The organism is Paenibacillus shenyangensis, from assembly GCF_000346635.1.
GTDB classification, from domain to species: domain Bacteria; phylum Bacillota; class Bacilli; order Paenibacillales; family Paenibacillaceae; genus Saccharibacillus; species Saccharibacillus dauci.
In genome coordinates this window covers 14,578-40,931 of sequence record NZ_AOIG01000017.1, presented here as the reverse complement: position 1 = coordinate 40,931, position 26,354 = coordinate 14,578, and the positions used below count along the sequence as shown (strand labels likewise).

General features: G+C 45.7%; 20 protein-coding genes and 2 tRNA genes. 13 read left to right on the top strand and 9 right to left on the bottom strand.

Annotation, left to right across the window (positions count from 1 at the left end; genetic code table 11):
- Positions 1–26 precede the first annotated feature (26 nt).
- The 5 genes from H065_RS0114400 to H065_RS0114380 all read left to right on the top strand — a co-directional run bounded on the left by H065_RS0114400 (position 27) and on the right by H065_RS0114380 (position 5,273).
- A complete protein-coding gene (locus H065_RS0114400) occupies positions 27–215 on the top strand; it encodes a hypothetical protein (RefSeq protein WP_017813781.1) in 189 nt (62 codons plus the stop codon).
- 347 nt (positions 216–562) lie between these two features.
- Complete coding sequence (locus H065_RS0114395) at positions 563–2,278, top strand: ABC transporter ATP-binding protein (RefSeq protein WP_026136240.1); 1,716 nt, start codon at positions 563–565, stop codon at positions 2,276–2,278.
- Positions 2,279–2,665: 387 nt separating this feature from the next.
- Entirely contained in the window at positions 2,666–3,550 is an 885-nt protein-coding gene (locus H065_RS0114390) for a helix-turn-helix domain-containing protein (protein WP_017813779.1), read from the top strand.
- On the top strand, positions 3,547–4,209 hold the full coding sequence (locus H065_RS0114385; RefSeq protein ID WP_017813778.1) for a GNAT family N-acetyltransferase: 663 nt from the start codon (positions 3,547–3,549) through the stop codon (positions 4,207–4,209). Before H065_RS0114390 ends, H065_RS0114385 begins: the two co-directional genes overlap by 4 nt.
- 44 nt (positions 4,210–4,253) lie before the next feature.
- Complete coding sequence (locus H065_RS0114380) at positions 4,254–5,273, top strand: alpha/beta hydrolase family protein (protein ID WP_017813777.1); 1,020 nt, start codon at positions 4,254–4,256, stop codon at positions 5,271–5,273.
- A gap of 230 nt (positions 5,274–5,503) precedes the next feature.
- On the opposite strand, the gene H065_RS0114375 is transcribed toward H065_RS0114380, so the two are convergent.
- Complete coding sequence (locus tag H065_RS0114375; protein WP_026136239.1) at positions 5,504–7,648, bottom strand: ATP-dependent Clp protease ATP-binding subunit; 2,145 nt, start codon at positions 7,646–7,648, stop codon at positions 5,504–5,506.
- A 517-nt stretch (positions 7,649–8,165) separates the two neighbouring features.
- Here H065_RS0114375 and H065_RS0114370 point away from each other — a divergent pair.
- Entirely contained in the window at positions 8,166–9,323 is a 1,158-nt protein-coding gene (locus H065_RS0114370; RefSeq protein WP_017813775.1) for a cation:proton antiporter, read from the top strand.
- A 258-nt stretch (positions 9,324–9,581) separates the two neighbouring features.
- Here H065_RS0114370 and H065_RS0114365 read toward each other — a convergent pair whose 3' ends face one another.
- The 3 genes from H065_RS0114365 to H065_RS0114355 all read right to left on the bottom strand — a co-directional run bounded on the left by H065_RS0114365 (position 9,582) and on the right by H065_RS0114355 (position 13,106).
- Positions 9,582–10,607: a hypothetical protein gene (locus H065_RS0114365; RefSeq protein WP_017813774.1), complete on the bottom strand. Its 1,026-nt coding sequence runs from the start codon at positions 10,605–10,607 to the stop codon at positions 9,582–9,584.
- Positions 10,608–10,704: 97 nt separating this feature from the next.
- Entirely contained in the window at positions 10,705–11,052 is a 348-nt protein-coding gene (locus H065_RS0114360; RefSeq protein ID WP_017813773.1) for a hypothetical protein, read from the bottom strand.
- A 275-nt stretch (positions 11,053–11,327) separates the two neighbouring features.
- The gene (locus H065_RS0114355) at positions 11,328–13,106 is read right to left on the bottom strand and encodes an acid phosphatase (RefSeq protein WP_017813772.1); all 1,779 of its coding nucleotides are present in this window, start codon (positions 13,104–13,106) and stop codon (positions 11,328–11,330) included.
- Positions 13,107–13,420: 314 nt separating this feature from the next.
- On the opposite strand from H065_RS0114355, the gene H065_RS0114350 reads away from it, so the two are divergent.
- Positions 13,421–13,699, top strand: coding sequence for a hypothetical protein (locus H065_RS0114350; protein WP_017813771.1), 279 nt, complete (start codon positions 13,421–13,423; stop codon positions 13,697–13,699).
- Between the two features lie 247 nt (positions 13,700–13,946).
- Here the strand turns inward: H065_RS0114350 and H065_RS0114345 are convergent, their stop codons facing one another.
- From H065_RS0114345 to H065_RS0114330, 4 genes are all read right to left on the bottom strand, one after another.
- Complete coding sequence (locus H065_RS0114345) at positions 13,947–15,851, bottom strand: beta-glucoside-specific PTS transporter subunit IIABC (protein WP_017813770.1); 1,905 nt, start codon at positions 15,849–15,851, stop codon at positions 13,947–13,949.
- Between the two features lie 143 nt (positions 15,852–15,994).
- Positions 15,995–16,831: a BglG family transcription antiterminator LicT gene (gene licT, locus H065_RS0114340; RefSeq protein ID WP_017813769.1), complete on the bottom strand. Its 837-nt coding sequence runs from the start codon at positions 16,829–16,831 to the stop codon at positions 15,995–15,997.
- Positions 16,832–17,341: 510 nt separating this feature from the next.
- Positions 17,342–18,313: an aldo/keto reductase gene (locus H065_RS0114335; RefSeq protein WP_017813768.1), complete on the bottom strand. Its 972-nt coding sequence runs from the start codon at positions 18,311–18,313 to the stop codon at positions 17,342–17,344.
- A gap of 242 nt (positions 18,314–18,555) precedes the next feature.
- Entirely contained in the window at positions 18,556–18,927 is a 372-nt protein-coding gene (locus tag H065_RS0114330) for a winged helix-turn-helix transcriptional regulator (protein WP_017813767.1), read from the bottom strand.
- 239 nt (positions 18,928–19,166) lie between these two features.
- On the opposite strand from H065_RS0114330, the gene H065_RS0114325 reads away from it, so the two are divergent.
- A complete protein-coding gene (locus tag H065_RS0114325) occupies positions 19,167–19,751 on the top strand; it encodes an NAD(P)H oxidoreductase (RefSeq protein ID WP_026136237.1) in 585 nt (194 codons plus the stop codon).
- Positions 19,752–19,935: 184 nt separating this feature from the next.
- Here H065_RS0114325 and H065_RS0114320 read toward each other — a convergent pair.
- A tRNA-Ala gene (locus H065_RS0114320) sits at positions 19,936–20,008 on the bottom strand.
- Between the two features lie 365 nt (positions 20,009–20,373).
- On the opposite strand from H065_RS0114320, the gene H065_RS0114315 reads away from it, so the two are divergent.
- From H065_RS0114315 to H065_RS0114295, 5 genes are all read left to right on the top strand, one after another.
- Positions 20,374–21,348, top strand: a complete 975-nt coding sequence (locus tag H065_RS0114315; RefSeq protein WP_017813765.1) for an ABC transporter substrate-binding protein — start codon at positions 20,374–20,376, stop codon at positions 21,346–21,348.
- A 324-nt stretch (positions 21,349–21,672) separates the two neighbouring features.
- A tRNA-Leu gene (locus H065_RS0114310) sits at positions 21,673–21,756 on the top strand.
- A gap of 230 nt (positions 21,757–21,986) precedes the next feature.
- Positions 21,987–22,727, top strand: a complete 741-nt coding sequence (locus H065_RS0114305) for a LytR/AlgR family response regulator transcription factor (protein ID WP_026136236.1) — start codon at positions 21,987–21,989, stop codon at positions 22,725–22,727.
- Between the two features lies 1 nt (position 22,728).
- Positions 22,729–24,027: an ATP-binding protein gene (locus H065_RS0114300; protein WP_017813763.1), complete on the top strand. Its 1,299-nt coding sequence runs from the start codon at positions 22,729–22,731 to the stop codon at positions 24,025–24,027.
- A 202-nt stretch (positions 24,028–24,229) separates the two neighbouring features.
- The gene (locus tag H065_RS0114295) at positions 24,230–26,338 is read left to right on the top strand and encodes a serine hydrolase domain-containing protein (RefSeq protein ID WP_017813762.1); all 2,109 of its coding nucleotides are present in this window, start codon (positions 24,230–24,232) and stop codon (positions 26,336–26,338) included.
- Positions 26,339–26,354 lie beyond the last annotated feature (16 nt).

Genomic DNA, 26,354 nt, shown 5'->3' with positions numbered 1-26,354 from the left:
TACACGCAAAGGAGAATCGATTATATATGATTTGGCTTAAAGGATTGTTTTTGATTGTTTATGGATTGATGGTAGGAGCAGCGGCAGTGCTGTTGGCCGTATTTATCCATACCGGTCCTATGCAATACTTTCTCCATCCGAGCAAGATCGAACAGGCTTATACGTATCCTGCACATGAAGTAATCAACAAGGCGCATAACGAACAACGCTTGTAATTTCCGGATTCTCCTTCTAGCGTGCTTCTTCTGCTGCTATTTGTATCGGCAGATCATTCTTTATGGAAATTCGATGACGGAATCAACCTTGTGAAATATATAAATAATAACCTCTCTGACCTGCCTTTCTCCGGCATATCGGGGAGGTTTTGCTTTTTCTTGCTAAGGGATATCGATAAAACAATGGACTTGACTGTCTGTAAGATATTACTATATCTATATGCGCTGTTATGCAGCCGCGTAAATGATCGGCTCCGGCCCAGCCAACCGGTACCGAAAAATAGTATGGGGACGTGATCTGCCGCAGCCTGTGGCCCAAGAAAATTACATAGAAAAGAGTGGTTATTATCCTAAAGCGTTTTTTTGCGTACTATCGTCCCTATAAAGGGCTTTTCTTTCTCGATTTTACCTGTGCCGTGCTGGCTGGCGTACTGGAACTGTCTTTTCCGCTGGCAGTGAATACGTTTATCGACAAGCTGCTGCCTGGACAAAACTGGAATCTGATTCTGATTGCCAGTCTGGCACTGCTGGGAATTTATGTGCTGAATACATTTATGCAGTATATCGTCACCTACTGGGGGCATATGCTTGGAGTGAATATCGAGACCGATATGCGCCGTAAGTTGTTTGGACAATTACAAAAGCTGTCATTCCGGTTTTTTGATAATCACAAGACCGGTCATCTAATTGGCCGGATTACAAACGATCTTAACAATATTGGCGAAGTTGCCCACCATGGTCCGGAGGATATATTCATCGCCATTATGACATTGATCGGTTCCTTTATCCTGATGTACAATATCAATCCCCAGCTGGCTATTATTACCTTTGTAATTATTCCGATCATGGCCTGGGTGATTATTTTCTTCGGAGGCCGGATGACTACGGCTTACCGCAGATTGTTCGGGGATGTCGGTAATTTCAATTCCCGTATCGAGGATAATGTAGGCGGTATCCGGGTCGTGCAGTCTTTTGCCAATGAAGAGCATGAGAAAAAGCTGTTCGAAGTCGACAACCAGAGCTATCGCAGTACGATGCTGCTCGCCTACAAGACAATGGCGCGCAGTCTCGCCGTCAACTATATGATGATGCGGATGATTACGATTCTTGTGTTGATCTTTGGCGCCTGGTTCTTTATTAGCGGCCAGATCAAAATCGGGGAATTCGTTGCTTTTCAGCTGCTTGCCAATATTTTCTTCCGTCCCATCGAGAAGATTAATGCTGTTATCGAGAGTTATCCCAAAGGAATCGCCGGATTCAAGCGTTATCTGGAAATTATGGATACCGAACCGGATATTGCGGATCGCCCCAATGCACTGGAAGTGACGCATCTGGAAGGGAATATCCGCTTTAATCAGGTATCATTTGGCTATGAATCCAATCGCCCGATTCTCCGGGATATCAGTCTTGAGATTCATCCTGGCGAGACCGTAGCCTTTGTCGGTCCTTCGGGTGCCGGCAAGACGACGATATGCAGTCTGCTGCCGCGCTTTTATGAAGTGGATCAAGGCAGCATCACCATCGATGGAATTGATATACGGGATATGAAGCTGGAGTCTCTACGCCGTCAGATCGGTATTGTGCAGCAGGATGTATTCCTGTTCTCCGGTACAATCCGGGAAAATATTGCCTATGGCAAGCTGGATGCCAGTCTGGATGAGATCTGGCTCGCTGCCGAACGTGCCCATCTGGCAGACGTTATTCGCAATATGCCGGATGGCATCGAGACCGTTATCGGCGAGCGTGGCGTCAAGCTGTCCGGCGGACAGAAGCAGCGTCTGTCTATCGCCCGTATGTTCCTTAAGAATCCGCCGATTCTGATTCTTGATGAAGCGACATCGGCACTCGATACCGAGACCGAAGCGGCTATCCAGCAGTCTCTCTCCGAGCTGGCTGTCGGACGGACTACCCTGGTGATCGCCCACCGACTGGCAACGATCAAAAATGCCGATCGGATTATAGTCGTCAATCAAGATGGCATCGCCGAACAAGGACATCATCAAGAACTAATCGCTGCCGGTGGGATCTACAGTCGTCTGCACCGTGCGCAATTTGGCAGTTAAGTATTTATCCATGTATACCATCCATGCCCGGCAATCACTCTTTCTGTAGTGATTGCCGGGCATTTTAATGTTCTTAAAATATAGAAGTATAGGTATGGAGAAATATCTTCTGATTTCTTTGCTTGACCTTGGGTCTGACCCAAGCTTTATAGTAAAGATATAGACAAGATGTTCAAGCGTTTTGCTGCACTTATACTATTTTGCCGCAACCAGCATGATCCACTTTTTTTCTTTTGCAGATAAGCACTTTGTTTCAACGGATTCACGAAATATATTTTTTCCGAAACGAATCATGGCTCCGTCTATCCCTGCCGGATGTTCTTTCTTTAAATTAGTTTATTCTGCGATATATTTATACTTTTTATGTACAGAAAGGAGCCTTCCCTTATGAATCATTATCTCACGATTAGCGAACTGGCTCGGCTGATGAATGTATCTACCCATCAGATCCGTTATTTTGAAGAGCAAGGCGTTCTATTGCCTGCCTGTATTGCAGATAATCAATATCGAATGTATGGAACCGATGAAATCTATCGTCTGTCTCATATCCTACTGCTGCGCAAGCTGGGTATTCCGGTTCGGCAGATCCGTGAAAGTCTGTCTTCCTTTTCGGCGGATCAATATAATGAGTTGCTTCAGGATTCCATGCTTCAGCTGGACCAGCAGATTGGGCAGCTCACCCGGCTGAAGCAGCTCACTGCCGGCGTAATCAGTGAATATGAGCAGCATTATGCCCCAGGATTAGATAGAGGCCTTTACCAGATTATAGACTGTCCATCAAGGAAACTCTGTATCTGGACCGAACTGCAGACCGGAGAAGTACTCACTGCCCGCAAAATGCTGCAGCTGAATCCCTATCCCGAAGATCTATTCGAGACGGATCTGTATTATATCCAGCAAGATCATCAATTGCTGCTCTGTTATGAAGAACAGCCAAAAGATAAAATCAACCCTGACAGCGACCATTCCAGCATTTCGACAGAGAAGATACGCTGCGGAAAAAATTTAAATCAAGCTCACCATTCCACACCCGATATAGAACTGGCTGCAAGCTCGTATCTGTCAGCTTATATTAGGATTACCGAAGAAGATGAACTTTATGTACAGATTCAGCAGCTGGAGCAGTATATGGAGCAGCAACAGTTACTGCCTGCCGGTCCATTAATCCTAATCGAAAAGTCATATCTGTCCCTGTTCGATAATGCCAGCCTCCACTATGAGCTGCAAATGCCTTTGAGCGCTAGCGAAGTGAGCCAGGAGGAGCAGCCATGACAACGGCCCATATTTCTCAGCCTCTGGATCTTGTGATCAGTCCCTGTCTTCCCGAAGAATTGCCTGCTGTCTGTACATTGCTGGCTACCTCATTTGCCGATATATTCGGTTCCATGGTTCAGCTCAATGAACAGCAGCTGGTAGCCCTGCTCATTCAGACCTGGTCGCCCTATGCTTTTGCTGCCGATCGTCTACAGGTTGCCGCGCGGCTAAATGGACAGATTGTTGGAGTGATCGGGCTGCAATGGTCTGCCGGCCATTCATCTACCCGATCAATCCTGCCCCACTTGGGCTCGTTAATCAGACTATATGGATTCTGGAATATGTGCAGATTCGCAATAGGCATATCTGCATTGGAACACAACCCCCGTCTTCATGAAGGTTATATTGAACATCTCGCTACAGCTGCTGAATATCGCGGGCGTGGTATTGCCAGATCGCTGCTGCAGTGGGCACAACGGTATGCAGCTGAACAGAAGTGGAACCAATTAACTCTGCATGTATCATATAACAACGTACATGCAAGTCAATTATATAAGAAAATAGGATTTTATCATCACTCTTCCCACTCCAGCTGGATTCAGCAGCTGTTCCTGCAGCAGCCGGGCTGGCATTATATGGCCTGGATACCTGAATCCCTATCGCCAACGAATAGATGATTATTCCCATCCGTAATTTTATTTAATTCAAGGAGTGAATATACTTGCATAAACGACGTCTCAAATGGATTGTCCCTATTAGTATCGCTGCTGCTATTCTATTTACTTTACTGGCTATTTTCCTGTATCAGAATTCATACGATATGACTGAACAATCTGTATCGGTGCCTACTACCGATGGTGTATTGAGGGGGATTCTGACTATGCCTGGGCATACCGAGCATCCGGTTGGACTGATCGTATTTGTCCATGGTGATGGACCGATCGACGCCAGCTATGATGGATTCTATCGACCGGTATGGGAGCGATTTGCCAGAATGGGTTATGCATCCCTATCGCTGGATAAACGCGGGATTGGTGGATCAGCCGGCAGCTGGCTGCAGCAGAGCATGGACGATCGGGCCAATGATACTGTAACCGCTATTCGGTGGGCTCGTACACTGCCCTCTATCGATCCCAAACGTATTGGATTATGGGGAGCCAGTCAGGCAGGATGGGTCATTCCCAAAGTAGTTGCCAAAGAACCCTCCCTCGCTTTTAGCATTCTCGTCTCACCTGCGATCAACTGGATACGTCAGGGCCGTTATAATACCAGGCAGGAAATGCTTCAATCCGGCGCCAGCGAACAGGAGATTCGTCATGTGGAACAGCAGGATCAGTTAGTACTGCAGCTGCTCAAGCGCCACGCCTCCTATGCCGATTATCTACGGATAGCCCATCCCGTCGATCCTATTTCAGCTGAACGCTGGACATTTATTGTGCGTAACTATCGATCCGATGCCAGTCAGGAACTTCGTAATTTCCATCATCCGGTACATCTGATACTTGGTACGGAAGATATTAATGTAGATGTCAAAGAAACCGAGCAGTTCTACCGTCATTCGATCCCTAATTCGCTTCTGTCGGTCACTGTATTACCGGGTGTAGATCATTCCATGGTACCATCTCGTCTCGTTCATTCCTCGTGGCAGATGATGCTGACAGCGATATTTTTCCCACGCCAGGTTAACAGTCCAGCTTATTTGAATGATCTGGAGCAGTTCCTGTCCACTATCCCGCGTTGAAGTCGGTTCATAGTGCTGCGCCCTTTCCTGCTATATTGCTGCATGTCAAGAAATCGTTGTAGCTGATATGGAGTGAATGCTATAGCTTATCCAGACATAAAAAACCCCCTCCTGCCTAGTTACGGTAAGAGGGGATTGATCTATTTAGAGATCTATTTAGAGATCTATTTAGAGATCTATTTAGAGATTCATCTAATGGGATAATACAGCTTATTGTCTTTATTTAATTCTCAGACTCTTGCTACGTGAATCGCTTCTTCCTGTACATCTACCTGGATATTTTCTACATTCTCATCATCCAGTACCAGATCGGTAATGCTGTCTTCGATATGCTGCTGAATCACGCGGCGCAGCGGACGAGCACCAAAGGCTGGATTGTAACCAAGCTCAGCCAGTTTTCTCTTCGCCTCATCGGAGACGTTCAGCGTAATACCCTGTTCACCGAGTGTAGACTGGATATCCTCCAGCATATTGTCCACGATCTGTACCAGATCTTCTTCCTTAAGAGAAGCAAATGGAATAATCGCATCAAACCGGTTCAGAAACTCCGGACGGAAGTAAGAGCCCAGCGATTCCAGAATCGAACTAGTCTGCTCTGATTTGGCAGCAGAGAAACCAACAGTGATTTTCTTCTCGGTAATACCTGCATTGGATGTCATGATAATAACGGTATCCTTGAAGCTGACGGTACGGCCCTGGCTGTCTGTCAGACGACCATCGTCCATCACCTGCAGGAACATATTTTGTACATCAGGATGTGCTTTCTCGATCTCGTCGAGCAGGATGATGCTGTACGGATTACGACGTACACGCTCAGTCAGCTGACCGGCTTCATCATGACCCACATATCCTGGTGGCGAACCAATCAGTTTGGACACGGAATGTTTCTCCATATATTCACTCATATCCAGACGGATCATCGCATCGGATTGACCAAACAGCTCTTCAGCCAGTGATCGGGACAGCTCGGTTTTACCTACACCGGTTGGTCCGACGAACAGGAAGGACGCAATCGGTTTGTTTTTCGGTTTCAATCCGGCACGGCTACGGCGGATTGCTTTGGCGACTTTCTCTACGGCTTCATGCTGACCGATAACCTTGGTCTCCAGACGAGCAGACAGATTTTTCATTTTGTTCTGCTCATCCTGCTGCAGTTTGCCGACAGGAATACCGGTTTTGCGTTCGATAATATTCTGAATATCCTCGATGTGTACTTCGACCGGCTCTGTGCTGCTTGTCCCACTATTCAACTGGTTCAGCAGTTGGGTCTCTTCATCACGCAGCTGGGCTGCACGTTCGTAATGTTCTTCTCGAGTCGCCTGCTCTTTCGCAGCTTTGATCTTCTCGATACGAGCCATCAGTTCTCCCTGATCGCCTGCAGAAGCACGCAGATTCAGTTTGGCACCCGATTCGTCAAGCAGATCAATCGCTTTGTCTGGCAAGAAACGATCCTGGATATAACGATTGGATAATTGAACACAGGCTGCAATCGTCTCATCGGAGTAACGTACACCATGATACTCCTCGTATTTTGGACGCAGGCCTTTCAGGATTTCAACCGTTTCTTCTACCGTTGGTTCATCGACCATAACCGGCTGGAAGCGACGTTCCAGAGCAGCGTCTTTCTCAATCTGACGATATTCCTTGAGTGTAGTGGCACCGATAACCTGCAGTTCCCCACGAGCCAGCACCGGTTTGAGAATATTACCAGCGTCCATGGAACCTTCGGCAGATCCTGCACCGACGAGCAAGTGGATCTCATCGATAAACAGCAGGATATTCTCGCGCTGCTGCAGCTCGGCGATCAACTGTTTGACTTTTTCTTCAAATTGACCGCGGATACCGGTTCCCGCTACGAGTGAAGCCACGTCAAGCGAATAGACTTCCTTGTTTAGCAGTTTGGACGGTACTTTGCCTTCGGTAATACGCAGTGCCAGACCTTCGGCAATAGCTGTTTTACCAACTCCCGGTTCACCGATCAGGACCGGATTGTTTTTATTGCGGCGGTTCAGAATTTCGATCACACGTTCGATCTCGTCATCGCGGCCGATCACTGTATCGATCTTGCCGTCTTTGGCAGCATCATTCAGATTACGTCCTAGCTGATCCAGAATACCATTGCCGCGCTGCGGTTCTACCGTACGTGTCGCTGCACGCTGATTATTGGATCCACCTGCCTGACCCCCTTGCTGCATGAAGCCTTTGAACAGTTGATCCAGTGGTGACATGCCGGAAGCGCCGAATCCACCAGACAGTGGATTGTTGTTCATTTTGGCATAACATTCCTGGCACAGATACATCTTCTCTGATTTATGATTTACAGTGAAGCTCAATCCTACAGTGGCTTCGTGTTGATTACAATTTTGACAACGCATATATACATGCCCCTTTCTTAAATCGTATTGCTATCTAAAAATGGTCAAAAGAATGGGATTATAAATTGTTAACTTGAACAACCTTGGTAATGAATATTTGATGTTTGATCAATATTTTTTGACTTTGACTTTCTTTGACTATTATATCGCATTCAGATTTAATGTCAACAACTTACAGATGATTTTTATATTATTTTTGTAAATAATTTTGTGCACAATATAAATAGAATGTATTGAAGTATTGTATATGCTTATTTTGACTTATCCCTGTTTCCATACAGTATATTTTATAAACTTCATTTTAAGGACACCTCTTCAAACCTCTTACTCCTCATTTTAAAGAATAATAATACCTATTACATATACGGGGATCAAAGATGGTTTTTCGAGCTTTCATACCATGATTTTGGAGCTTGAAATGCTATGTTGACCTTTGATTTTCCTTCCTTTATATTGTTACAGGAACGCGTTCATATACACATTGTAATTTAATATATTGGGAAAGGCAGAGGGTATAATGGAATTTATTTTGTATCTGGCATTGATTCTTGTTTTTACCAAATTGGCGGGTGATTGGTCTGTTCGCCTCGGGCAACCTGCTGTATTGGGAAAATTAATTATAGGCATTATACTCGGTCCTGCGGTTCTGGGATGGATAGATAGTAATGAGTTTATTCATTATATGTCCGAAATCGGAGTCATTTTATTAATGTTTATCGCGGGTCTGGAGACTGACCTGGATGAACTCCGCAAAAACTGGAAGTCTGCTTTTGCTGTTGCTATAGGTGGTATTGTTCTGCCTTTTTGCGGAGGATATGGAACAGGTGAATTATTCGGTCTCGGACATTCGTACAGCCTGTTTATGGGCGTTGTCTTCAGTGCAACTTCCGTCAGCATATCTGTGCAGGTACTCAAGGAAATGAATCGTCTTCATTCCAGGGAAGGAACCACTATTCTCGGTGCAGCTGTAGTGGATGATGTACTGGTCGTGATTCTGCTGGCTGTATTGATGAGTTTCATGGGTGGTGGAGAACAGAGTTCACTCGGATGGATTATTGGCAAAAAGATTATTTTCTTCGCTGTGGTTATCCTTGCCGGATGGGGAGCCGTACCTGTTATTATGAAGTTCATGTCTAGACTGAAAGTCACGGAACCGTTAATTTCTGCCGCACTGATAATTTGCTTTGGCTTTGCTTATTTTGCCGACCTGATGGGCATGGCTGCTATTATCGGATCTTTTGCAGCAGGACTTGCCGTTTCACAAACCTCTTTCCGGGAAAAAGTGGAACATAAAATAGAACCGATCGCCTATTCGGTATTTGTACCTGTATTTTTTGTGAGTATTGGATTGCATGTATCTTTTGAAGGATTGGGACAGCAAATCGGCTTTATCGTTATTTTGACGCTTACTGCTGTGCTATCCAAACTGATTGGGGGAGCAGCCGGAGTAAGAATGACCGGATTTAATACCCGTTCTTCTTTTGCGATAGGCTCGGGTATGGTGTCTAGAGGAGAAGTTGCCTTGATCATTGCTTCAACCGGACTGCAAGCAGGTCTTCTGCTCCCGGCATATTTTACATCTATTGTTATTGTTATCATCATTACTACGCTTGTAGCTCCGCCGCTATTAAAAATGATGTTCAGGGTGCCGGATTCACAATTGGATCGTGCCTGATTTTCTCTTTCTGTGTGCAGTATACGATACACACTGTATATACAATGATACTCGTGTTTGCTATAAGAGATGAATGGTACAAGAAGAACATAGACAACGGGATAACTGGTCCACCAATATGGAAAAGAACTCTCTCCCGTATACAGGAGTAGAGTCCTTTTCCATATTAATGATATTTTCTTTGAAGCAAACGTGTTACCGTAATGGCTACTGTGCATGACGCTGGTTGCCATACAGCACTTAATAAACCAGTTGTCTCTATCTGGATTCCCCCACAAAATATACAGAATGCGCCGGTTCGTCTGCACACAATTCGATCAGAATAATCCGTCCTGTTCCACTCTCTACCCGCAATCGGATCGCTGGCGCGATACCTGCAAAAAATCGCAAAGCCACCGAATGCAGCAGCGAATCATCCAGCATCCAGCCTAACGGCATGACCAGATAATGCTGTCCATATGCCAGATAACTGTCTTTTATCCATTCCCTCAAATGATCCAGCTCAGAATCCATATCACTCTCCAAATGCTCGGTATGTATCAAATATTCCTCGGTATCCTGTACACCAGGACGGAACCACTCCTCGGTATCATGATGGCGATACAGATCGTGGATAATAGACAGCGCCCCCGTATGGGTACGCTCGAACAGTTCTCTGGACTGCGCACGCAGTCGGTACATATAGAAAGTCTGTATATCTCCATTACTAGCAGATTGCTTTTTGTTCTCAAAATGAGGCAGTACTTCTGTTCGCAGCATATGCTGCGTCTTCGGACTGCCTGCCTGGATCTGCAGACGCGAAAGTGCCCCAAGCCACATGCCATGGGCGGTAAAATACTGTGCCAATGCGGTCATCTCCGCAGGCAGCTCATCCTCGGGCAGCAGAATCATCTCTGTTATATCTGCATTCGCAGTACTAATCGGTCCTTCTGTATAGACGACTCGTGTATAGTTTTTCACCAGCGTATTCATCAGGTGATGGTTGGCGACAGTATATGGTATGGTACGCTGCTCTCTCTCCGGTCGAAGCAGCCCATTAATCTGTTCCAGCAAATGATCATGATAACCGTAGTCAATCACATACTGACCATGGGGATCATGATTATCGCTATGATCGCCTGCTGGATCAAACGACTCCAGTTCCTCCGGCCCTGATACCATGAATACCTGCGTATACTCGCTCAGCTCATCATAGGATTCGTATCCTTGGGGTCTGGCAGATATCATCAGCAGACTGTCATTGTAATACAGTAATAAGTGAGTATCTGTATACCGATGAAGCATGATTCCTCCTTTTAAATAGGTCTGACTTGGGTAATACAGATCTTGGACTAACACGTATAGACATCTACATCTTTTATTGCTTTATCGTAAAAAAGGCTCAGAACTCGTCGGTAATATCCTGCCAATCACTCAAATCCGGCAGCTGCTGCTGTCCCCAGTAAGCCAGAAATATCTGTATCATTTCCGTACGGTCGCCTGTGATGCGGCTGTAATGTCTGAACCGTCCTTCCTCATACTGCAACCGGGTCTCCATAACCAGATCCTGCTCGCTACCTATGCAGGCAGCCTGCAAATAAATACTGTTCTCCAAAGGAATGGATGGGTTTAAGACGATATAATCATTCAGCTCCGTAATCAGATCAACAATAACCGAAGCGTTAATCGCTTCGTTGGTATAAGTAACTTCTCCACTTTGCAGTGTGTATGTAAGTTGATGAAGACTCATCGGCTTCTTCCTTTCGCTATCAACATGCAGCTGTAAATGCTGTAATTGTATCATATTCATATCAATGCGGATAACTTTTTATCCTGTCCGTTGGGCGTTCTATGCTCTATGATGCCGATTCCCTCTATACAAAAAGCACCCTGATCAAGCCAAGCGATCATAAGTGTTTTTCACATTCAATAGCTGGAATAACCAATTAAGCAAATAAAAATCCGCCAGCATGAATACACATGATTGGCGGATTTGGTGTCTAGCTGAATATATGGTAACTCGTATTATTTCTTTTTCACCTGTAGCTTCACACTTTTATTCGTATATACAGCTTTCACTGTATAACCTGCTGGCAGACCTGCGGCTTGTACAGAAGTGAACTTGCCGTGTTTTGGAGATTTGTCGCTAACGATGATCGTACTGTTATTTTTCGGTACATAGCTATCCACAAAATTCAGCTGCAGCTTGCCAGCATAGACTGCAGTTCCGTCGATATCCAGTACATCCTTTTTGCTACCAATAGTCAGCGTCAGTGTACCTTTGGAAGACTGCTTGTAGTCGCCGCCGATCTTCACTTTGCCGATCGCATTCTCTACCAGCGTACCCCCTTCATTGGATACATCGCCGCGGCCAAATGCAGTTGTACTGCCACCTTCCAGTGTCCCCTGTACAATTCGGGTTTTGCCAGTATACGTATTTTTGCCATCCAGATTCAGTGTACCGGTCCCTTTTTTAGTCAGACCGCCTTTACCGGCAATATCATTACGCCAGGTATCTTCTTTGTTGAATCCACCTTTGGCAGCATCCATATTCACCGTTACATTGTTAACGAATGCCCCATAACCGTCAGCAGCTGCAAACAGATTCAAGCGACCCCAGCCTTCGGCATCATCCAGCACCGGATACCCGGACGGAATGCCTGTTGTTGCCAGCACCCAGCGGCGCTGACCTGCATCCAGATAAGGCTGCCGTGTCTCCAGCAGTACTTCGGCTCCCTTCGGTACGAGAACCGGCTTGTCTTTGGCATAGGCTTGCGGGAATCCATAAGTCAGACGCTCTGTATACTCTTTTTTGTTGGTTTTATAATCATTGAAGCGATCCTTGGCTGTACCTGTCTGGGTCAGCAGCTTGGACTGGGCTTGCTCATAGGCAGCCTGTTTGATCTCTTTGTTCGCCGGATCATTCAGAATGGATGCAGACAATGCCGTTGCCATGACCCGTCCACCCATTACGTCAAAGTACGAGTGCATACCCGATACTGCACGGTTGTTACCCAGCTCGGAAGCTCGGGTTAGCAGTTCCTGATAGCGTTCCGGCACGGCATAAGCCATGGCAAAGGCAGTCAAATAAGCGGCATTGGTATGACCGCTCGGATAGCCGCCATCGGTAGTCGGATCCGCTTTGATCGCCGGTACCAGAGTAGGCAGCACCGTCGCCTCCGGACTCCAGCGGAATGGACGCTTGTAGTTATAGAAGCCTTTCGCCGGATTGGTCGAAGAGTAACTGCCGCGCAGCGTATTGACCAGTGTCACCATACTGCCAAGGCTGGAGTTTGGATCACCGGAATTGGTGCCTTCATCGTCATACTTTTTGGTGGTCGCATCAGCTTGTACTTCCGTAATGGTCGTCGTTGCTCCCGCTTGCTTGCGGTAAATATCGGTCAGCGCACCGAGACCTTCGATCACACTGTAGCTCTGATTGCGGCGATCATCAAGGTAGGCAGCTTCTTCTTGTGCTGCGGTACGCTTCTTGGCCGTATTAATCACTTTCTGGATATTCATATCCAGCAGCTCGCTGTTCAGCTTGGTACCGGAATCCCAGGTTGTACCTGGTTTCCACATTTTATTGAATTCAGACAATACGCCGATCGCCGGATTGGATGTAACCGACATATTATCACTTGTATTGTTTTTGTAATTATCGACAAAATAACCCCATGTCGGCTTGGGTGGTGTTACATTGGAAGGCAGATCGGCAGCTTGCGCATATGTACCGCCCAGTGAACCAGCCAGTACGGACAAAGATAGAGATAACCCGATAATTTTGTTTTTTTGACTCTTCATACTCCCGATAATCCTCCTCATATTTCCTGCAGCGTTACATGCCAAATCATATGCAGACCTGCAATCGGTCAGCACATCATCCGTAATGGGCGCATCTACTCGATAGCAGCATGCTCAGCCCGTATGTACTACTACATGGTAAAGCTCATTTGTTAACGGGATCATAATGGTTTGTTTGGCAAATGTTAATTATTCAGAACTTTGACGAATACTATAATGAATTGTCGAAAAGAAAAAAAAGCCGATAAATAGAATTTTCTTCCAATCTATTTTATAGTTATTATCTGAAGACTTTTATTCAAGGAGGTAATAAAGTGAATCATTCCCATCTAGCCAGCCTGCAACAGCAACTACATAAGGAATTAAACAAGCGAGATCCTGAGGAACAACAACGTATTCTAACCTATCTTATAGATGATCTGCAAAAACAGGAGCAAAGCTCATTAGTCAGTGAAGATTATACGGTAACCGATTGGGAACGGATCAAAACGTATTTGAGTATACCGCTCATACGCTGGCTATATATACTGGCTATTATCATTCCGGTCTTTTCGATTATTGGATTTGTGTATATTGCCTTATGGGTTGAATAATCGATGTTAATCAGATCATTGGATAAGAGCAGGTCATTAATATGTACATAATAGATTTTATTCCTTGCAACAAACAGCTGGTTATTGTGTCTGCATATTTTTCTGCAGTCTGTCTCTATTCACTCTATGACAGGCAAAAAAGCTTCTACTTGCTACACCTCCCGGTGCCCGCTGTAGAAGCTTTTTTGCTATTTTTTATTTTATTTTGAGCCAGCTGTGATTCTAGTCTTTATTTTAGATCAAGACATCAGATCACAACCGTCAGCAGATCTTCCTGATAGCCGATCTTTTTCTTGTCGGTCTCGATAACATCCAGATAGTTGCCGGAGTTCGAGATGATTACCGGAGTAGTCAACACATAGCCGGCTTCTTTGATCGCAGCCACATCAAACTCCATCAGCAGATCACCTTTTTTAACTGTATCGCCCTGTTTCACTTTTGGAGTAAAATGCTTGCCTTTGAGCTTGACGGTATCCTGTCCTACGTGGATCAGAATATCTACACCGTTGTTACTGGTAATCCCAATTGCATGTCCCGAGGAGAACAGCGAAGTCAGTACGCCGTCTACCGGAGAATATACTTTACCTTCAATCGGTTCAATAGCAATTCCTTTACCAAGAGCACCGGTAGAGAACGCTTCATCTTTTACTTGTGTCAGCGAGATCACCTCGCCTTTCAGCGGGCTGAATACTGTCTCCTGCTTCACGGCAGCATCTGCGCTTGTCTTTTCCTTGGTGCCTGTACCTGGTGCTTCATCTTCCTGCAGACGAGTGAAGAACATCAGTACAAAACCAACAATAAAGCTGACAATCATACCGATAATGGCGCCGTAGAATCCACTATCAATTCCATTAGGTCCGATGTAGGACGGGATACCGAATACACCCAGGCCGCCGACAATATATGCTTTGGTTCCCATGGCTCCGATAATTGCGCCGCCGACAGCGCCACCAATACAGCTGAGAATAAACGGCTTTTTGCGCGGAAGGGTGATTCCGTAAATCGCCGGTTCGGTAACGCCGAAGATCCCGGAGATAAAGGCTGGAATAGACAACGATTTGAGTTTGGTACTTTTGGCTTTGATCAGTATTGCCAGAACGACCCCTGTCTGTGCAAAAGAAGCACCAAACATACCAGCCAGAATCGGATCCGAACCCAGATTGCTCAGGTTGTTCATCGCGATTGGCACAAAGCCCCAGTGAAGACCAAAGATAACGAATACCTGCCAGAATGCACCCAACAGCAGACCTGCAATGATCGGACTCAGGTTAAACACGCCCAGAATCGCTGCACCTACAAGCTGTCCTGCCCAGGTAGCTACCGGACCAATAATCAGAAATGCCAGTGGAATTGTAATCAACAGGGTACAAAATGGCACCATGAATGTACGTACTACACTAGGAATAACTCGTTTAAAGAAGTTCTCGAATTTGGAACCTACATAAGCCGATACGATAATCGGAATAACACTCGATGAATACGTCATCAGAATAACCGGAAGACCGAGGAATGTAATATGCACCGGTGATTCAAATGGTGTTCCACCGAACAATGTATACAGCGGTGTGCCTTTTCCTACCTCTGACAGCGTCGGATATACGAGCGCTGCACCAATCGCCATCCCGATAAATATATTGGCGTTGAATTTCTTGGCAGCCGTATAGCCGAGGAAGATCGGGAAGAAGTAGAACAGACAGTCACCTATCGCATTCAGGATAATATAGGTGCCGGACTCTTTGACCAGCCAGCCGAGTGACAGGAACAATGCGGTCAGACCCTTGATCATACCAGTCGCTGCCAGCACACCCAGTGTAGGTGCGAATACACCGGAGATCATATCGATAAATCGGTTGAACAGACTTACCTTCTGTCCGGAGTCATCACTGGCTGCAGAGGAGTCGCCGCTAAATCCAGCGACAGTATTCACATCCGCATAGACTTCGGATACATGGTTGCCGATAACGACCTGATACTGTCCACCGCTCTGGATGACCGTCACTACACCATCCATATTTTTCAGTACATCGGTATTGGCTTTACTCTCGTCCTTTAATTTGAAACGAAGGCGTGTTACACAGTGCGCCAGACTGTTTACATTTTCCCTGCCACCAACGTTTTGAATAATATCTTTTGCCAGCTGTTCGTATTTCATCGTTCTTCCTCCTTTATGGGGTATCCGAATAGAGCCTCATATCTATCAAAAAAGGCGAAACCAGTCACACCGTCTGCAGCAGCATAACTCCTGCACGATCTGATCTTGGTTTCGCCTGCATTACCAGTAACAATCCAATATTTTTATGAAGTTGTATCGCTTGTGACCCGGTGGACATGGATCGTGAGGTATAATTTCTCTTCATCCGACAGTTCTGTGCTCAGGTATTTCTCGATTTTGAGCATACAATTATAGGCTTTTTTGTACTTGGTTCTGACCTGTCGGAGCAGAAAATCATCTTCCAGCACCTGCCTGTGCGGCTGGGCCAATCGTTGAAAGAAAAACTTGAGATGCGTGATAAAGCGTTCATAGCTAATTGACTGTTCATCAAGCTCCAGGCGGTAGGTATATTTGATAATATTCAGGATGTCCTGAATTTTCTCCGCCTGTGCCGACACATCTGCCATACGGCTGCTGGAGCCGTTCAGCTCGGCATTGACGAGATGAAGTGCAATATTCGCCGCTTCATCTTCAGGCAGCTTGCGCTTCAGCGTGGATTCGATAAATTCCAGCGCTTTGACACCAATACCATATTCCTTGGGATAAAACTTGCGGATCTCCCAGCTGAGCGGGTTCGGATTGCGTATCCCTTCATCATGCAGCTTGAACGCATTGTTCAGATGGTCGGTGAGCGTGACGTAGATATAATCGCTCAATGTGACATTCAGATTATTCTTGCCATACTCGATGATATCGTAGCAGACCGATACGTATTCGGGCGGTATATCTTCGAGCAGCACCTTGAACCTCTCCGATGCTTCCGTCTGCTGCAGTACAAAGATTTTCTCGATCAAACTCTGATCTACCGGTTCGCCAGCACTTTTTTTGAAAGCGATTCCACGACCCATTACGACAAACTCCTGTTTACCGGGATCGCTGGCTATAATGGCATTATTGTTAAAAATTTTCCGGATAATCATCCAGTCTGCCCTCCTTTGATCCCACAGGTGTATACGGGATGAATCTGTCACCCTACCCTTTTGGATATCAGGAAATTATCCATAGTGATGATGGAATACCTCCCTGATCGTACAGCTTCACCAGGATACAGAAAAAGGCAAAACCCAACACATGTGGACAGCTCATAACAAGCTGTACATGCACTGGGTTTTGCCTTTTCAGTAACAATCCCAAAGTTAGAATAACACCTACTTTGCAATTTGGCAAGCGCTTTCTTTTGGTCTTTTACAAAAAATGATTTTTACTTTGAATTCACTATTATTATATCTTTAATTCGCTTTATTTCTATTCCGCTTCTCCCTTCCAGATACATACCTATAACAGAAGACACCCTCCCTTATATACTAGGTGGAAGGTGTCTTCTTATAAGTAAATTCATACTTTATTTATAATTTAAATCCTCAGCCTAAAAGAGTACGTTCATGCACATATACTAGCTTAACTGAAATGCGCCGATTCCACTAACAGAATTATTCTACCCAATTCAGTTCAAATTCGGTAAAACGTTGACCTGCAGCTATTCCCTGCGGAGAGATTCGTTCGATCTCTGCCAGATCATCTGCAGACAGCTGTACATCCAGTGCGCCCAGATTCTGACGGACCCGATCCAGATGCTTGGTTCCCGGAATCGGTACAATCTGTTCTCCCTGCGACAGCAGCCAGGCAAGAGCCAGTTGGGACGGAGTACATTCCTTGCGCGCAGCCATCTCTTCGATCAATGAGACCACTTCCAGATTCTTATTGAAATTCTCTCCCTGGAAGCGTGGATACATGCGGCGATAATCATCAGCCGGCAGATCGTCAAAGCTCTTGATCTGACCCGTCAGAAATCCGCGTCCAAGCGGACTGAATGCTACATAACCGATACCCAGTTCCTTGGTCAGCGGCAGGATCTCGTCTTCGGTCTCACGGCTCCAAAGGGAATACTCTGATTCGATCGCAGTCAGCGGATGGACGGCATGGGCACGGCGAATTCGTTCGGGTGAAGCTTCGGACAAGCCAATATAGCGAATCTTGCCTTCTTTGACCAGATCAGCCATCGTGCCTATGGTTTCTTCGATCGGCACGGTTATATCCGGACGGTGCTGATAATACAAATCAATATAATCGAGTCCCAGACTATAGAGACTGGCATCGACGGATTTGCGTACATAGGCAGCATCGCCCTTGGGCTTCTCACCGCTATATGTAATACCGAATTTGGTGGCAACTATGACCTGATCGCGTCGTCCACGCAGTGCGCGTCCTACCAGCTTTTCATTTTCTCCGTAACGTCCGCGCTCAAATCCACCGTAAATATCTGCTGTATCCAGCATGCTCACTCCCAGATCGATTGCTCCCTGGAGGGTATGAATAGACTCCTCATTATCTGGCATCATCATTGTTCCCAGTCCCAGTGCAAATACTTCCAATCCCTGATTACCCAGTTTACGTGTTTTCATCTATTCGCTCCTTTTCCGCCTAGCGGATGAATTGTTGTACGTCGTGAACAATTCTTATTGTAGGAGTTCTGCCGAAGAGCAACCACAGTGTGTTTATACTGGTAATGGGACTAACAGGCTGGAGGAGATCTGTATGCAGCGAGACTTTATCTGAATATAAAAGGATTGTCCTTTGACGCTACGATGTTTGGTACAACTCCATCTTGTTCAAGTATATAAGTATAATTCTTCTATATACTACCTTAAAATTCTTCAAGCACCGCAGATCTATCGCCGTATACTTTGTCCAGATGCTCTTCACCCCAGTAACATAGCAGATCCAGTGCGGGTTTGAGTCCCCAGCCGTACGGCGTCAGCTCATACTCTACCCGAAGCGGAATTTCTGTATACGCCTGCCGTGTGATGATCTCATCCTTTTCCAGACTGCGCAGCTGTGTAGTCAGCATTTTCTGGGTAATGTCGGGTATTAATCGCCGAAACTCCGAAGGCCGTTTCCGTCCGGTCATTAGATGATAAATCATCAGAGGCTTCCATTTGCCTCCCATTACTTCCAGAGCCGCTTCCACACCTACTCTATATTTTTTTTCAGTGCTATTTTTATTTTCTTCTTCCATCTGTTATCCCTCCATGAGCAGGCTATGATACTGGAAAAGCCTTGCTTGATAGGCTTCCATTCATTTTCAGACAGGTTTGGAGCAATCGTTATTTCGGGAACCTCTATGTTCCCAGGGCACCTGAACGATCCTATGTGACATCAAAGTGCGTACTTCCAGGTTTTTGGGTTCCTGTTTATAATAGCATCAGTCATCCATTAGGAGAAAGATCAAACAGGAGAAAGGTAGTGAAAGATACCATGAAAGTATTAACTGTCGTCTCGCATCCAAGACAGGATTCCCTGACCTTTGCAGTTGCCGATCGTTTTGTACAGGGACTGGCTGCTGCCGGGCATGAATATGAGATACTGGATCTGCACCGAATCGGTTTTGATCCTGTACTCCAGGGGATGGATGAACCAAATCCATCCCTCGAAGAGCAAAGCTTTAGCCCGGAGATTGAAAAGGAAATGGCACGAATGAAGGAACATGATGCATTGGCATTTATTTTCCCGGTCTGGTGGTGGAGTCTGCCAGCCATGCTCAAAGGTTATATTGACCGGGTATGGAACAACGGATTTGCATACGGTGCGAATCATCTTCATCACCAACAGGTATTGTGGATCGGGCTATCAGGCATCACGGAACAACAGATGAAAAAGCGGAATTACGATCAAATGATCTCGCATTTGCTGAATGTGGGTATTGCCGATTATTGCGGTGTGACCAACTCCACAGTGGAGCTGTTATATGAGACACTGGGTTCCCCGCCCGAACATTATGATCGGCTGCTTGAGCATGCTTATCAGTTGGGTCTGAATTACGGCAAGGAACAGCAATCGTAAGCCAGATCTGTACTATGTAAGGTTTTGCAGTAAGGTATAGCCGAAATATGCAATAACAGAATAAGACAATTACATGGAAAAGCTTATTTGGATTTACCTCTTCCTACCTGAACAAAAAAGTATATACATCAAAAAAGTCCGCCAAACACTTGATAATACTTGTGTTTGACGGACTTTTTGATAATGGAGCCTAGGGGGATCGAACCCCTGACCTCATCGCTGCCAGCGATGCGCTCTCCCAGCTGAGCTAAGGCCCCATAATATGTAATTGTTCAACAACTTTTTTAATGTATCATGAATTAGCAAAACAGTCAACATTTTTATCGGAGATTTTCTCGTTTCTATTTGTACTTCCTATCTATATGATCTTGTCTACTTGCTTGAATATAAACAGAGATTTACCAGGCTTCTGATTTGAATTTCAAGTCATTCAACGGGTATTTTCACATCTGTGTCTACACTCTGTGACAAGCCGGTGACAGTTGTGTCAATGCGTTGACTTTCGTTCCTCTGCTATTGGTATAATAAAGTTATTGGGTATTTTATAATAACAGGTAGATTGCCGACCTGCCACCATCACCATTCCAATATCCAAGCATACTCGGAAAAGAGGCGGATGATTTTGAAATATTCAACAGCTTATATCAGAGCAGGACTGGTACTATCCCTGTTCCTCGTTTTGTTGACAGCCTGCGGACAACCCAAAGAGACGCGGGCGGATATTTTTAACCCAAACGGTATTAAGGAAATGCCGGTCAGAGACTCGTATGGTACGGTCAATGTGCCGATCTCTGCCAAACGCATCGCAGTTACCAGCCAGTACGCGATGGACTACATGAATGCAATTGGCGCAGACATCTCGCTGGCACCGAAGCCTGCAGCGGGCAACTATGTATTTCCTCCCTACACCAGTGAGGAGCAGCGTGACAAACTGACTGTAATTGAAGGTCAGAACGGCGAGCTGGATCTTAATGCTCTCGCTGCCGAGAAACCGGATCTGATCATTACCAATAATGGCGACCGTGCCACTTACGATGCACTTACCAAAATCGCTCCGACCGCTTATATCGATCCGGCGCTGGACTGGCGTAACGAGCTGTACATGTACAGCACTTTCCTGGACCATGATACAGCAGCCAAGCAGTTTATGAATGCATACCAACAAAAATTTAACGGAGCCAAAAGCAAATTGGCACCTATTATCGGGACTTCTACCATCGCTGCGCTGAGTATGCAGGATAATCAGCTGACTCTGCACAATAATGTCAAAGACAGTGTAGGTGAAGTGCTGTATCAGGATCTGGCACTCAAAACACCACAGGGCATGACGACTGGCAGTGAGTCTTCGCCGATTACGCTGCAGCAGCTGCAAACGATGAATCCGGATTATCTGTTGATCTCCACCGGTATAGAAGATGATACAATAGCGGCACTGAACAAGCGCATGACCGCTTCTCCTGAGGGTGCGATCTGGAATCAGCTGACTGCCGTTCAGTCAGAACATGTCTATATTGTAGACAGTAGCTTCTTCAATGATACGCCGCTCGCCAAATCGTATGCGATCGACACGATGGTGAAGCAATTATCCGACAAGTAACTGTAATACATGCAAGAAAATCAAGGGCGCAAAATGAGATCTGCTGTATACCGGTTTGTATTCCGGATCTCCTTGCGTCCTTATTTTTTTCAGGTGATTACAGTCTGCTCCATTGTTTCTTTCAGAAAGCTTTTGTAGCGCCACTGGATAATCTTTAAAGCGTCAGTAGTATAACCTATCCAATCAGCATATATTATTTTCAAAAAATGCTTGCATCCCCTTTCCAAAAAGCGTATACTCTTAATTACGGTGATTCGTTCACCACTTCCTGTCTGACATCTTAGAACACACAACATGAGGATCAGGAAGTTACATATTTTTTTTGCGGTCGTGGCGGAATTGGCAGACGCGCACGGTTCAGGTCCGTGTGGGCTTACCCCCGTGGAGGTTCGAGTCCTCTCGACCGCATACCTTATCTATCAAGTCTGTTTCACTTCGGTGAAGCAGGCTTTTTTTGATGCTTTTATTGAAATATGATTTTGATTTTGTATATCCCCTGCATTCATAAAGGGAGCCTGTATCTCCTGGTGCTGCTGTTCAGGGGTTGATTTTTGCTTTTCGGCAATATCGGCAGTTTGCTGCTCTCTCCCATGCTACACTGGAGCTGGAGCAGTCATACCGGAACGGAGGTGTCTATTATGTATAGAGTAGCGATTTGCGATGATTCCGATCAACAGCGTGAGCAGGTTCATCAGCTGCTGACTACGCTGTCGGTTCGTACAGGTGTTGAATTTGTCATTGAGGAATTTGCTTCCGGGGAACTGCTGCTACAGCATTACGAACAGGCACAGCCTTCTTTTCATGCCTGGATTCTGGATGTAGAGATGCCTGGTCGCAGTGGTATCGAGACGGCGCGCAAGCTGCGGGAATGGCAGCACATGGACGAACAGATTATATTCCTCACCAGCTATCCGGAATATATGGTCGACAGCTTTGATGTGATGACGTTTCAATATCTGATCAAGCCTGTGCAGCCTGAGCGATTTGATGAAGTAATTCTGTCTCTTTATCGCTACTGGGAGTCTCAGGAGCACAAATTGCTCGTGATCAAATCCGGCTATGATGAACTGGTTATCAAGCATGATGAACTGATCGCGATTGAAGCTGTCAAAAGTCTGACTTTCAAAAACAAACTACATTTCATTACTGCTCAGGATACCTATGAGAGCAAAGGCGTGCTGGCTACTTACGCCTCTGCCCTCAAGGAACAAAATTTTCTGCAAATTCACCGCTCTGTTATTATCAATATGCGTCATGCCAAAAAGTTCGCCGGCAATCAGGTATTGATGTCCAATGGACTGGAGCTGCCAATCGGACGCTCCCGGGTAAAGGAAGTCAAGGACGCCTGTACACGCTTTATGATCAAGGAGCTGAACTGAGATGCCGACGAATATAAGCTATATGCTGCTTGTTCTGCTATTTATCATTCCTACGTTGTTTTTGGGTCAGTTTTACTTTGATGCCGTACTGGGCAAAGTGAACCGTCGACAGAATCGATATGGATATATTATCGGATTTGTTATTTTGCACCTTGTGTATTATCTGGTGAATATGCCGTCGACCCTCTCTTCAATTCTGGCTATAGTAATGATTCTCTGTATGGCACTATCTTACAAAGTGCAGCTGGGTACGATAATCGTGTTTACTTTTATCTATGTAGTCCTGCAGACCATAATCAATTCCATGGGTGTCTATCTTTTTTTTGGTGGGGTCAATTATTCGATCGAAACGCCTTATGAGTTGATGCAAACTCATTACAATCGCTCGATCAAACTGCTGCTATTCAGTTTCCTGGTGATGCTAATGGTCTCCCAGCTGATTCGGCTGATCAGTCGGCGGCGCAGCATCGTGTTGCAGCCGCGCTATTATTTGCTATTTCTGATTGTACCGCTGATCTCGATCTGGCAGATCAATGTGCTGTTTGCCTACAGTCAGAAAAATAGCTATTATGTAGTGTCCGTACTGGGGCTGTTGTTTCTGAATGTATTTGTTATTTATATGTTCGATATGCTGATGGAGCGGTTCCGGCTGCTCAATCAGAATGTTTATTTGCAGCAGCAGATGGATTATCAGGATGCCAATTATGAGAAGACGGTGCATACGTTCAAGGATATCAAGCGTGTTATTCACGATACGAACCAGCATCTGCTTTATATCGAAGAATGTATACGTCGCCAGGAGCCGGAAGCGGCGATCGAGCATATTCAGACGACGCTGAACCGGGTTGATCAGGCCTACCATCGCGTTAATACCGGCAATCTGGTAATTGATGCTCTTGTTAGCAATACGCTCAGTATTGGACAATCCAATGGCATACGGATCGATACCCGGCTGCGTCTGCACTCGCCGACTGTACGCATCGAACGCTATGATCTGTGCGTCGTACTCGGCAATCTGCTGGATAATGCGATCGAAGCGAGCAAGCACATCCGATTGGCAGACGACCGATATATCTCTATCCAGATTCATTCCAATGAATCTACGTTGTATATCCACATTATCAATCACTCCAGTACACCGAATACGGACTGGAGCAGCAACAAGCCAGGTGATGGTTATCATGGATTGGGACTGACTAACATCTCCCGTCTATGCGAGAAATATGGAGGTCATATGACGATCGAGAATCACAATAATCGGGTTGAAAATATGGTCGTGCTACCCTTTTATGAAGAATGATGCCAATAAGGATAGAGATGGACAGATCAATAATAAGCTGTACCTTTTAATGAACTGGCGATAATGCCGGTTCATTTTTGCTATTCAGGGATAAAGATATTCGTTTCAGCCCATTTTCGGTCTATTGATTCCAATCTGCGGTATGCTTCAGTTGTGTACAGATGAGATGACATCTGACTACCTATCGAAAGGACTGAATAGAATGAATACAATGAACAAAGTCAGCAAATGTCTGCTGAGTATCGTGATCGTTACTTCGGCATTACTGCCAACCGGCAGTATCTCTGCTGCTGAACAAACCAAAACCCAAACAGCAGCTGCTGCCAAGCCGCAGACTGTAACTGCCGCTACTTCCTCCCGGGCTCAACAGCTGGCCCAAGTGTTGTTGGACAAATACGGCGTGACCGGGGTGCAGTATGCCGTAATGGATCATGGCAAAATTGTTCTCTCCGGCAGTGCAGGAACATCGGGTCGCAAAGGCAACAGCAAGATTGGTAAAAATGATATGTTCGGTATCGGTTCTACAAGCAAAATGTATGTAACAGCGGCAACAATGATGCTGGCCGATGAAGGCAAAATCGATATTGATCGTCCGCTGACCGACTATTTGCCTGAATTCAAAATGAAGGATGAACGATACAAACAGATTACACCGCGTATTCTGATGAATCATTCTTCCGGACTGTATGGCAGTCACTATGGCAACTCTATCCTGTTCAATGACAATAATACATTCAATCGCGACAATCTACTGCCTGCGCTGCAAAATGAAACTTTGAAAGCTGATCCGGGTGCCTTCTCTGTGTATTCCAATGACAGCTTCCAGTTGCTTGAACTCATGGTCGCCAAAGTAAGTGGCAAAAGCTATCCGCAGTTTATCCAGGAGCGGATCACCAAGCCGCTACAGCTGAAGTCGACACTGACACCGCTAGATCAGTTTGACCGGAGTCGTCTGGTGAAAACGTATTTCCCTACCTTGACCGACAAGGCTTTGCCAGTAGAAAATACCAATATTATCGGTACCGGCGGCGTATACTCTACCGCAGAAGATGTAGTCAAATTTGCCGAAGTACTTACCGGACACCGTCCAGATCTGCTGTCCACTGCTTCGACCAATGCAATGACACGTCCCGAATATCGCAGCGGCATGTGGGTATCCGAGACAAGCAATATTTTCAACTATGGACTGGGTTGGGATTCCGTACAGCTGTCTCCATTTGATCGTTACGGATTAAAAGCTGTATCCAAAGGCGGCGATACACTTATGTATCATGCCAGTCTGATTAGTGTACCGGAGCAGCGGCTCAGTATGGCTGTATTAACGTCCGGCGGTTCCTCCATGTACAATGAAGCGGTAGCCAGTGAAGTGATGCTGCGCGTACTGAAAGATAAAGGCACAATTAAACGTATTCTGCCAGATCAGCAGTTCCCGACAGCTGATAAAGTCGCTATGCCAGCTGATATGAAAAAGTATAACGGCACCTATGGCGTCGTCGGTGAGACATTTGACGTTAATATTCGTAATGGCAAATTCAAACTGGCTACACAGATGTCCGGCATGATTCCGGCACAGCAGTATATCTATGCAGGTAAAGGCAAATTCCGTAGTGAAGATGGCTCTGCTCTCGCCAGCTTTGAACGCCAGAAAAATGGCAGTACGTATCTGAAGCTGAATGCATATCTCAATATACCTGAGCTGGAGCAATCCCAGATGGCTCTGTATGTCGGACAAAAGCTGGACAAACAGTCTCTCCCTTCTGCTGTCAAAAAGACATGGCAGCAGCGTAATGGCAAAATCTATTATAATATTGACGAAAAAATCAACTCGGCATTCTACCTGATTCCGACAGAAATCAGCAAAACGATCCAGGCAGACACTCAACTGGGTTATGCACTGGGTACGAAAATTGTAGATGCAAACAAGAGTGTGAATATTATGCAGATTCCGGTTATGTCCGGACGTGATACATTTGATCTGAATTTCTCCCGTCAGGGCAAAACAGAATATCTGCAGATCAACGGACAATCCTTTATCAGTGAAGATGGCTTATCTACTCTCTCAGCGTCCTCTTCCCTGAAAATCCCGGCAGATCATCATGCTACATGGATGAAGTTGGGCAAAAAAACGGCTGGACAGAAAATAAATGTAACTCTTCCGAAAGGTGCAGGTTTTGTCGTCTATGATGACAAAGGACAAATCACGTATTCTTCTATCGTTAATGGTGGTCACAGCACTAAACTGCCACAAAGCGGTATGATCGTATTCGGCGGCAAAGCAGGAGACCACTTCAAGCTATCGCTGAACCGCTAAATCATTGGTACGTCTG

Excerpts from the sequence above, each read along its gene's own strand:
- H065_RS0114370 (WP_017813775.1), top strand. The coding sequence starts at position 8,166 with ATGGAATTTATTTTGTATCTGGCATTGATTCTTGTTTTTACCAAATTG.
- H065_RS0114385 (WP_017813778.1), top strand. The coding sequence starts at position 3,547 with ATGACAACGGCCCATATTTCTCAGCCTCTGGATCTTGTGATCAGTCCC.
- H065_RS0114325 (WP_026136237.1), top strand. The coding sequence starts at position 19,167 with ATGAAAGTATTAACTGTCGTCTCGCATCCAAGACAGGATTCCCTGACC.
- H065_RS0114335 (WP_017813768.1), bottom strand. The coding sequence starts at position 18,313 with ATGAAAACACGTAAACTGGGTAATCAGGGATTGGAAGTATTTGCACTG.
- H065_RS0114295 (WP_017813762.1), top strand. The coding sequence starts at position 24,230 with ATGAATACAATGAACAAAGTCAGCAAATGTCTGCTGAGTATCGTGATC.
- H065_RS0114400 (WP_017813781.1), top strand. The coding sequence starts at position 27 with ATGATTTGGCTTAAAGGATTGTTTTTGATTGTTTATGGATTGATGGTA.
- H065_RS0114365 (WP_017813774.1), bottom strand. The coding sequence starts at position 10,607 with ATGCTTCATCGGTATACAGATACTCACTTATTACTGTATTACAATGAC.
- H065_RS0114300 (WP_017813763.1), top strand. The coding sequence starts at position 22,729 with ATGCCGACGAATATAAGCTATATGCTGCTTGTTCTGCTATTTATCATT.
- H065_RS0114330 (WP_017813767.1), bottom strand. The coding sequence starts at position 18,927 with ATGGAAGAAGAAAATAAAAATAGCACTGAAAAAAAATATAGAGTAGGT.
- licT (WP_017813769.1), bottom strand. The coding sequence starts at position 16,831 with ATGATTATCCGGAAAATTTTTAACAATAATGCCATTATAGCCAGCGAT.
- H065_RS0114345 (WP_017813770.1), bottom strand. The coding sequence starts at position 15,851 with ATGAAATACGAACAGCTGGCAAAAGATATTATTCAAAACGTTGGTGGC.
- H065_RS0114355 (WP_017813772.1), bottom strand. The coding sequence starts at position 13,106 with ATGAAGAGTCAAAAAAACAAAATTATCGGGTTATCTCTATCTTTGTCC.
- H065_RS0114360 (WP_017813773.1), bottom strand. The coding sequence starts at position 11,052 with ATGAGTCTTCATCAACTTACATACACACTGCAAAGTGGAGAAGTTACT.
- H065_RS0114305 (WP_026136236.1), top strand. The coding sequence starts at position 21,987 with ATGTATAGAGTAGCGATTTGCGATGATTCCGATCAACAGCGTGAGCAG.
- H065_RS0114390 (WP_017813779.1), top strand. The coding sequence starts at position 2,666 with ATGAATCATTATCTCACGATTAGCGAACTGGCTCGGCTGATGAATGTA.
- H065_RS0114375 (WP_026136239.1), bottom strand. The coding sequence starts at position 7,648 with ATGCGTTGTCAAAATTGTAATCAACACGAAGCCACTGTAGGATTGAGC.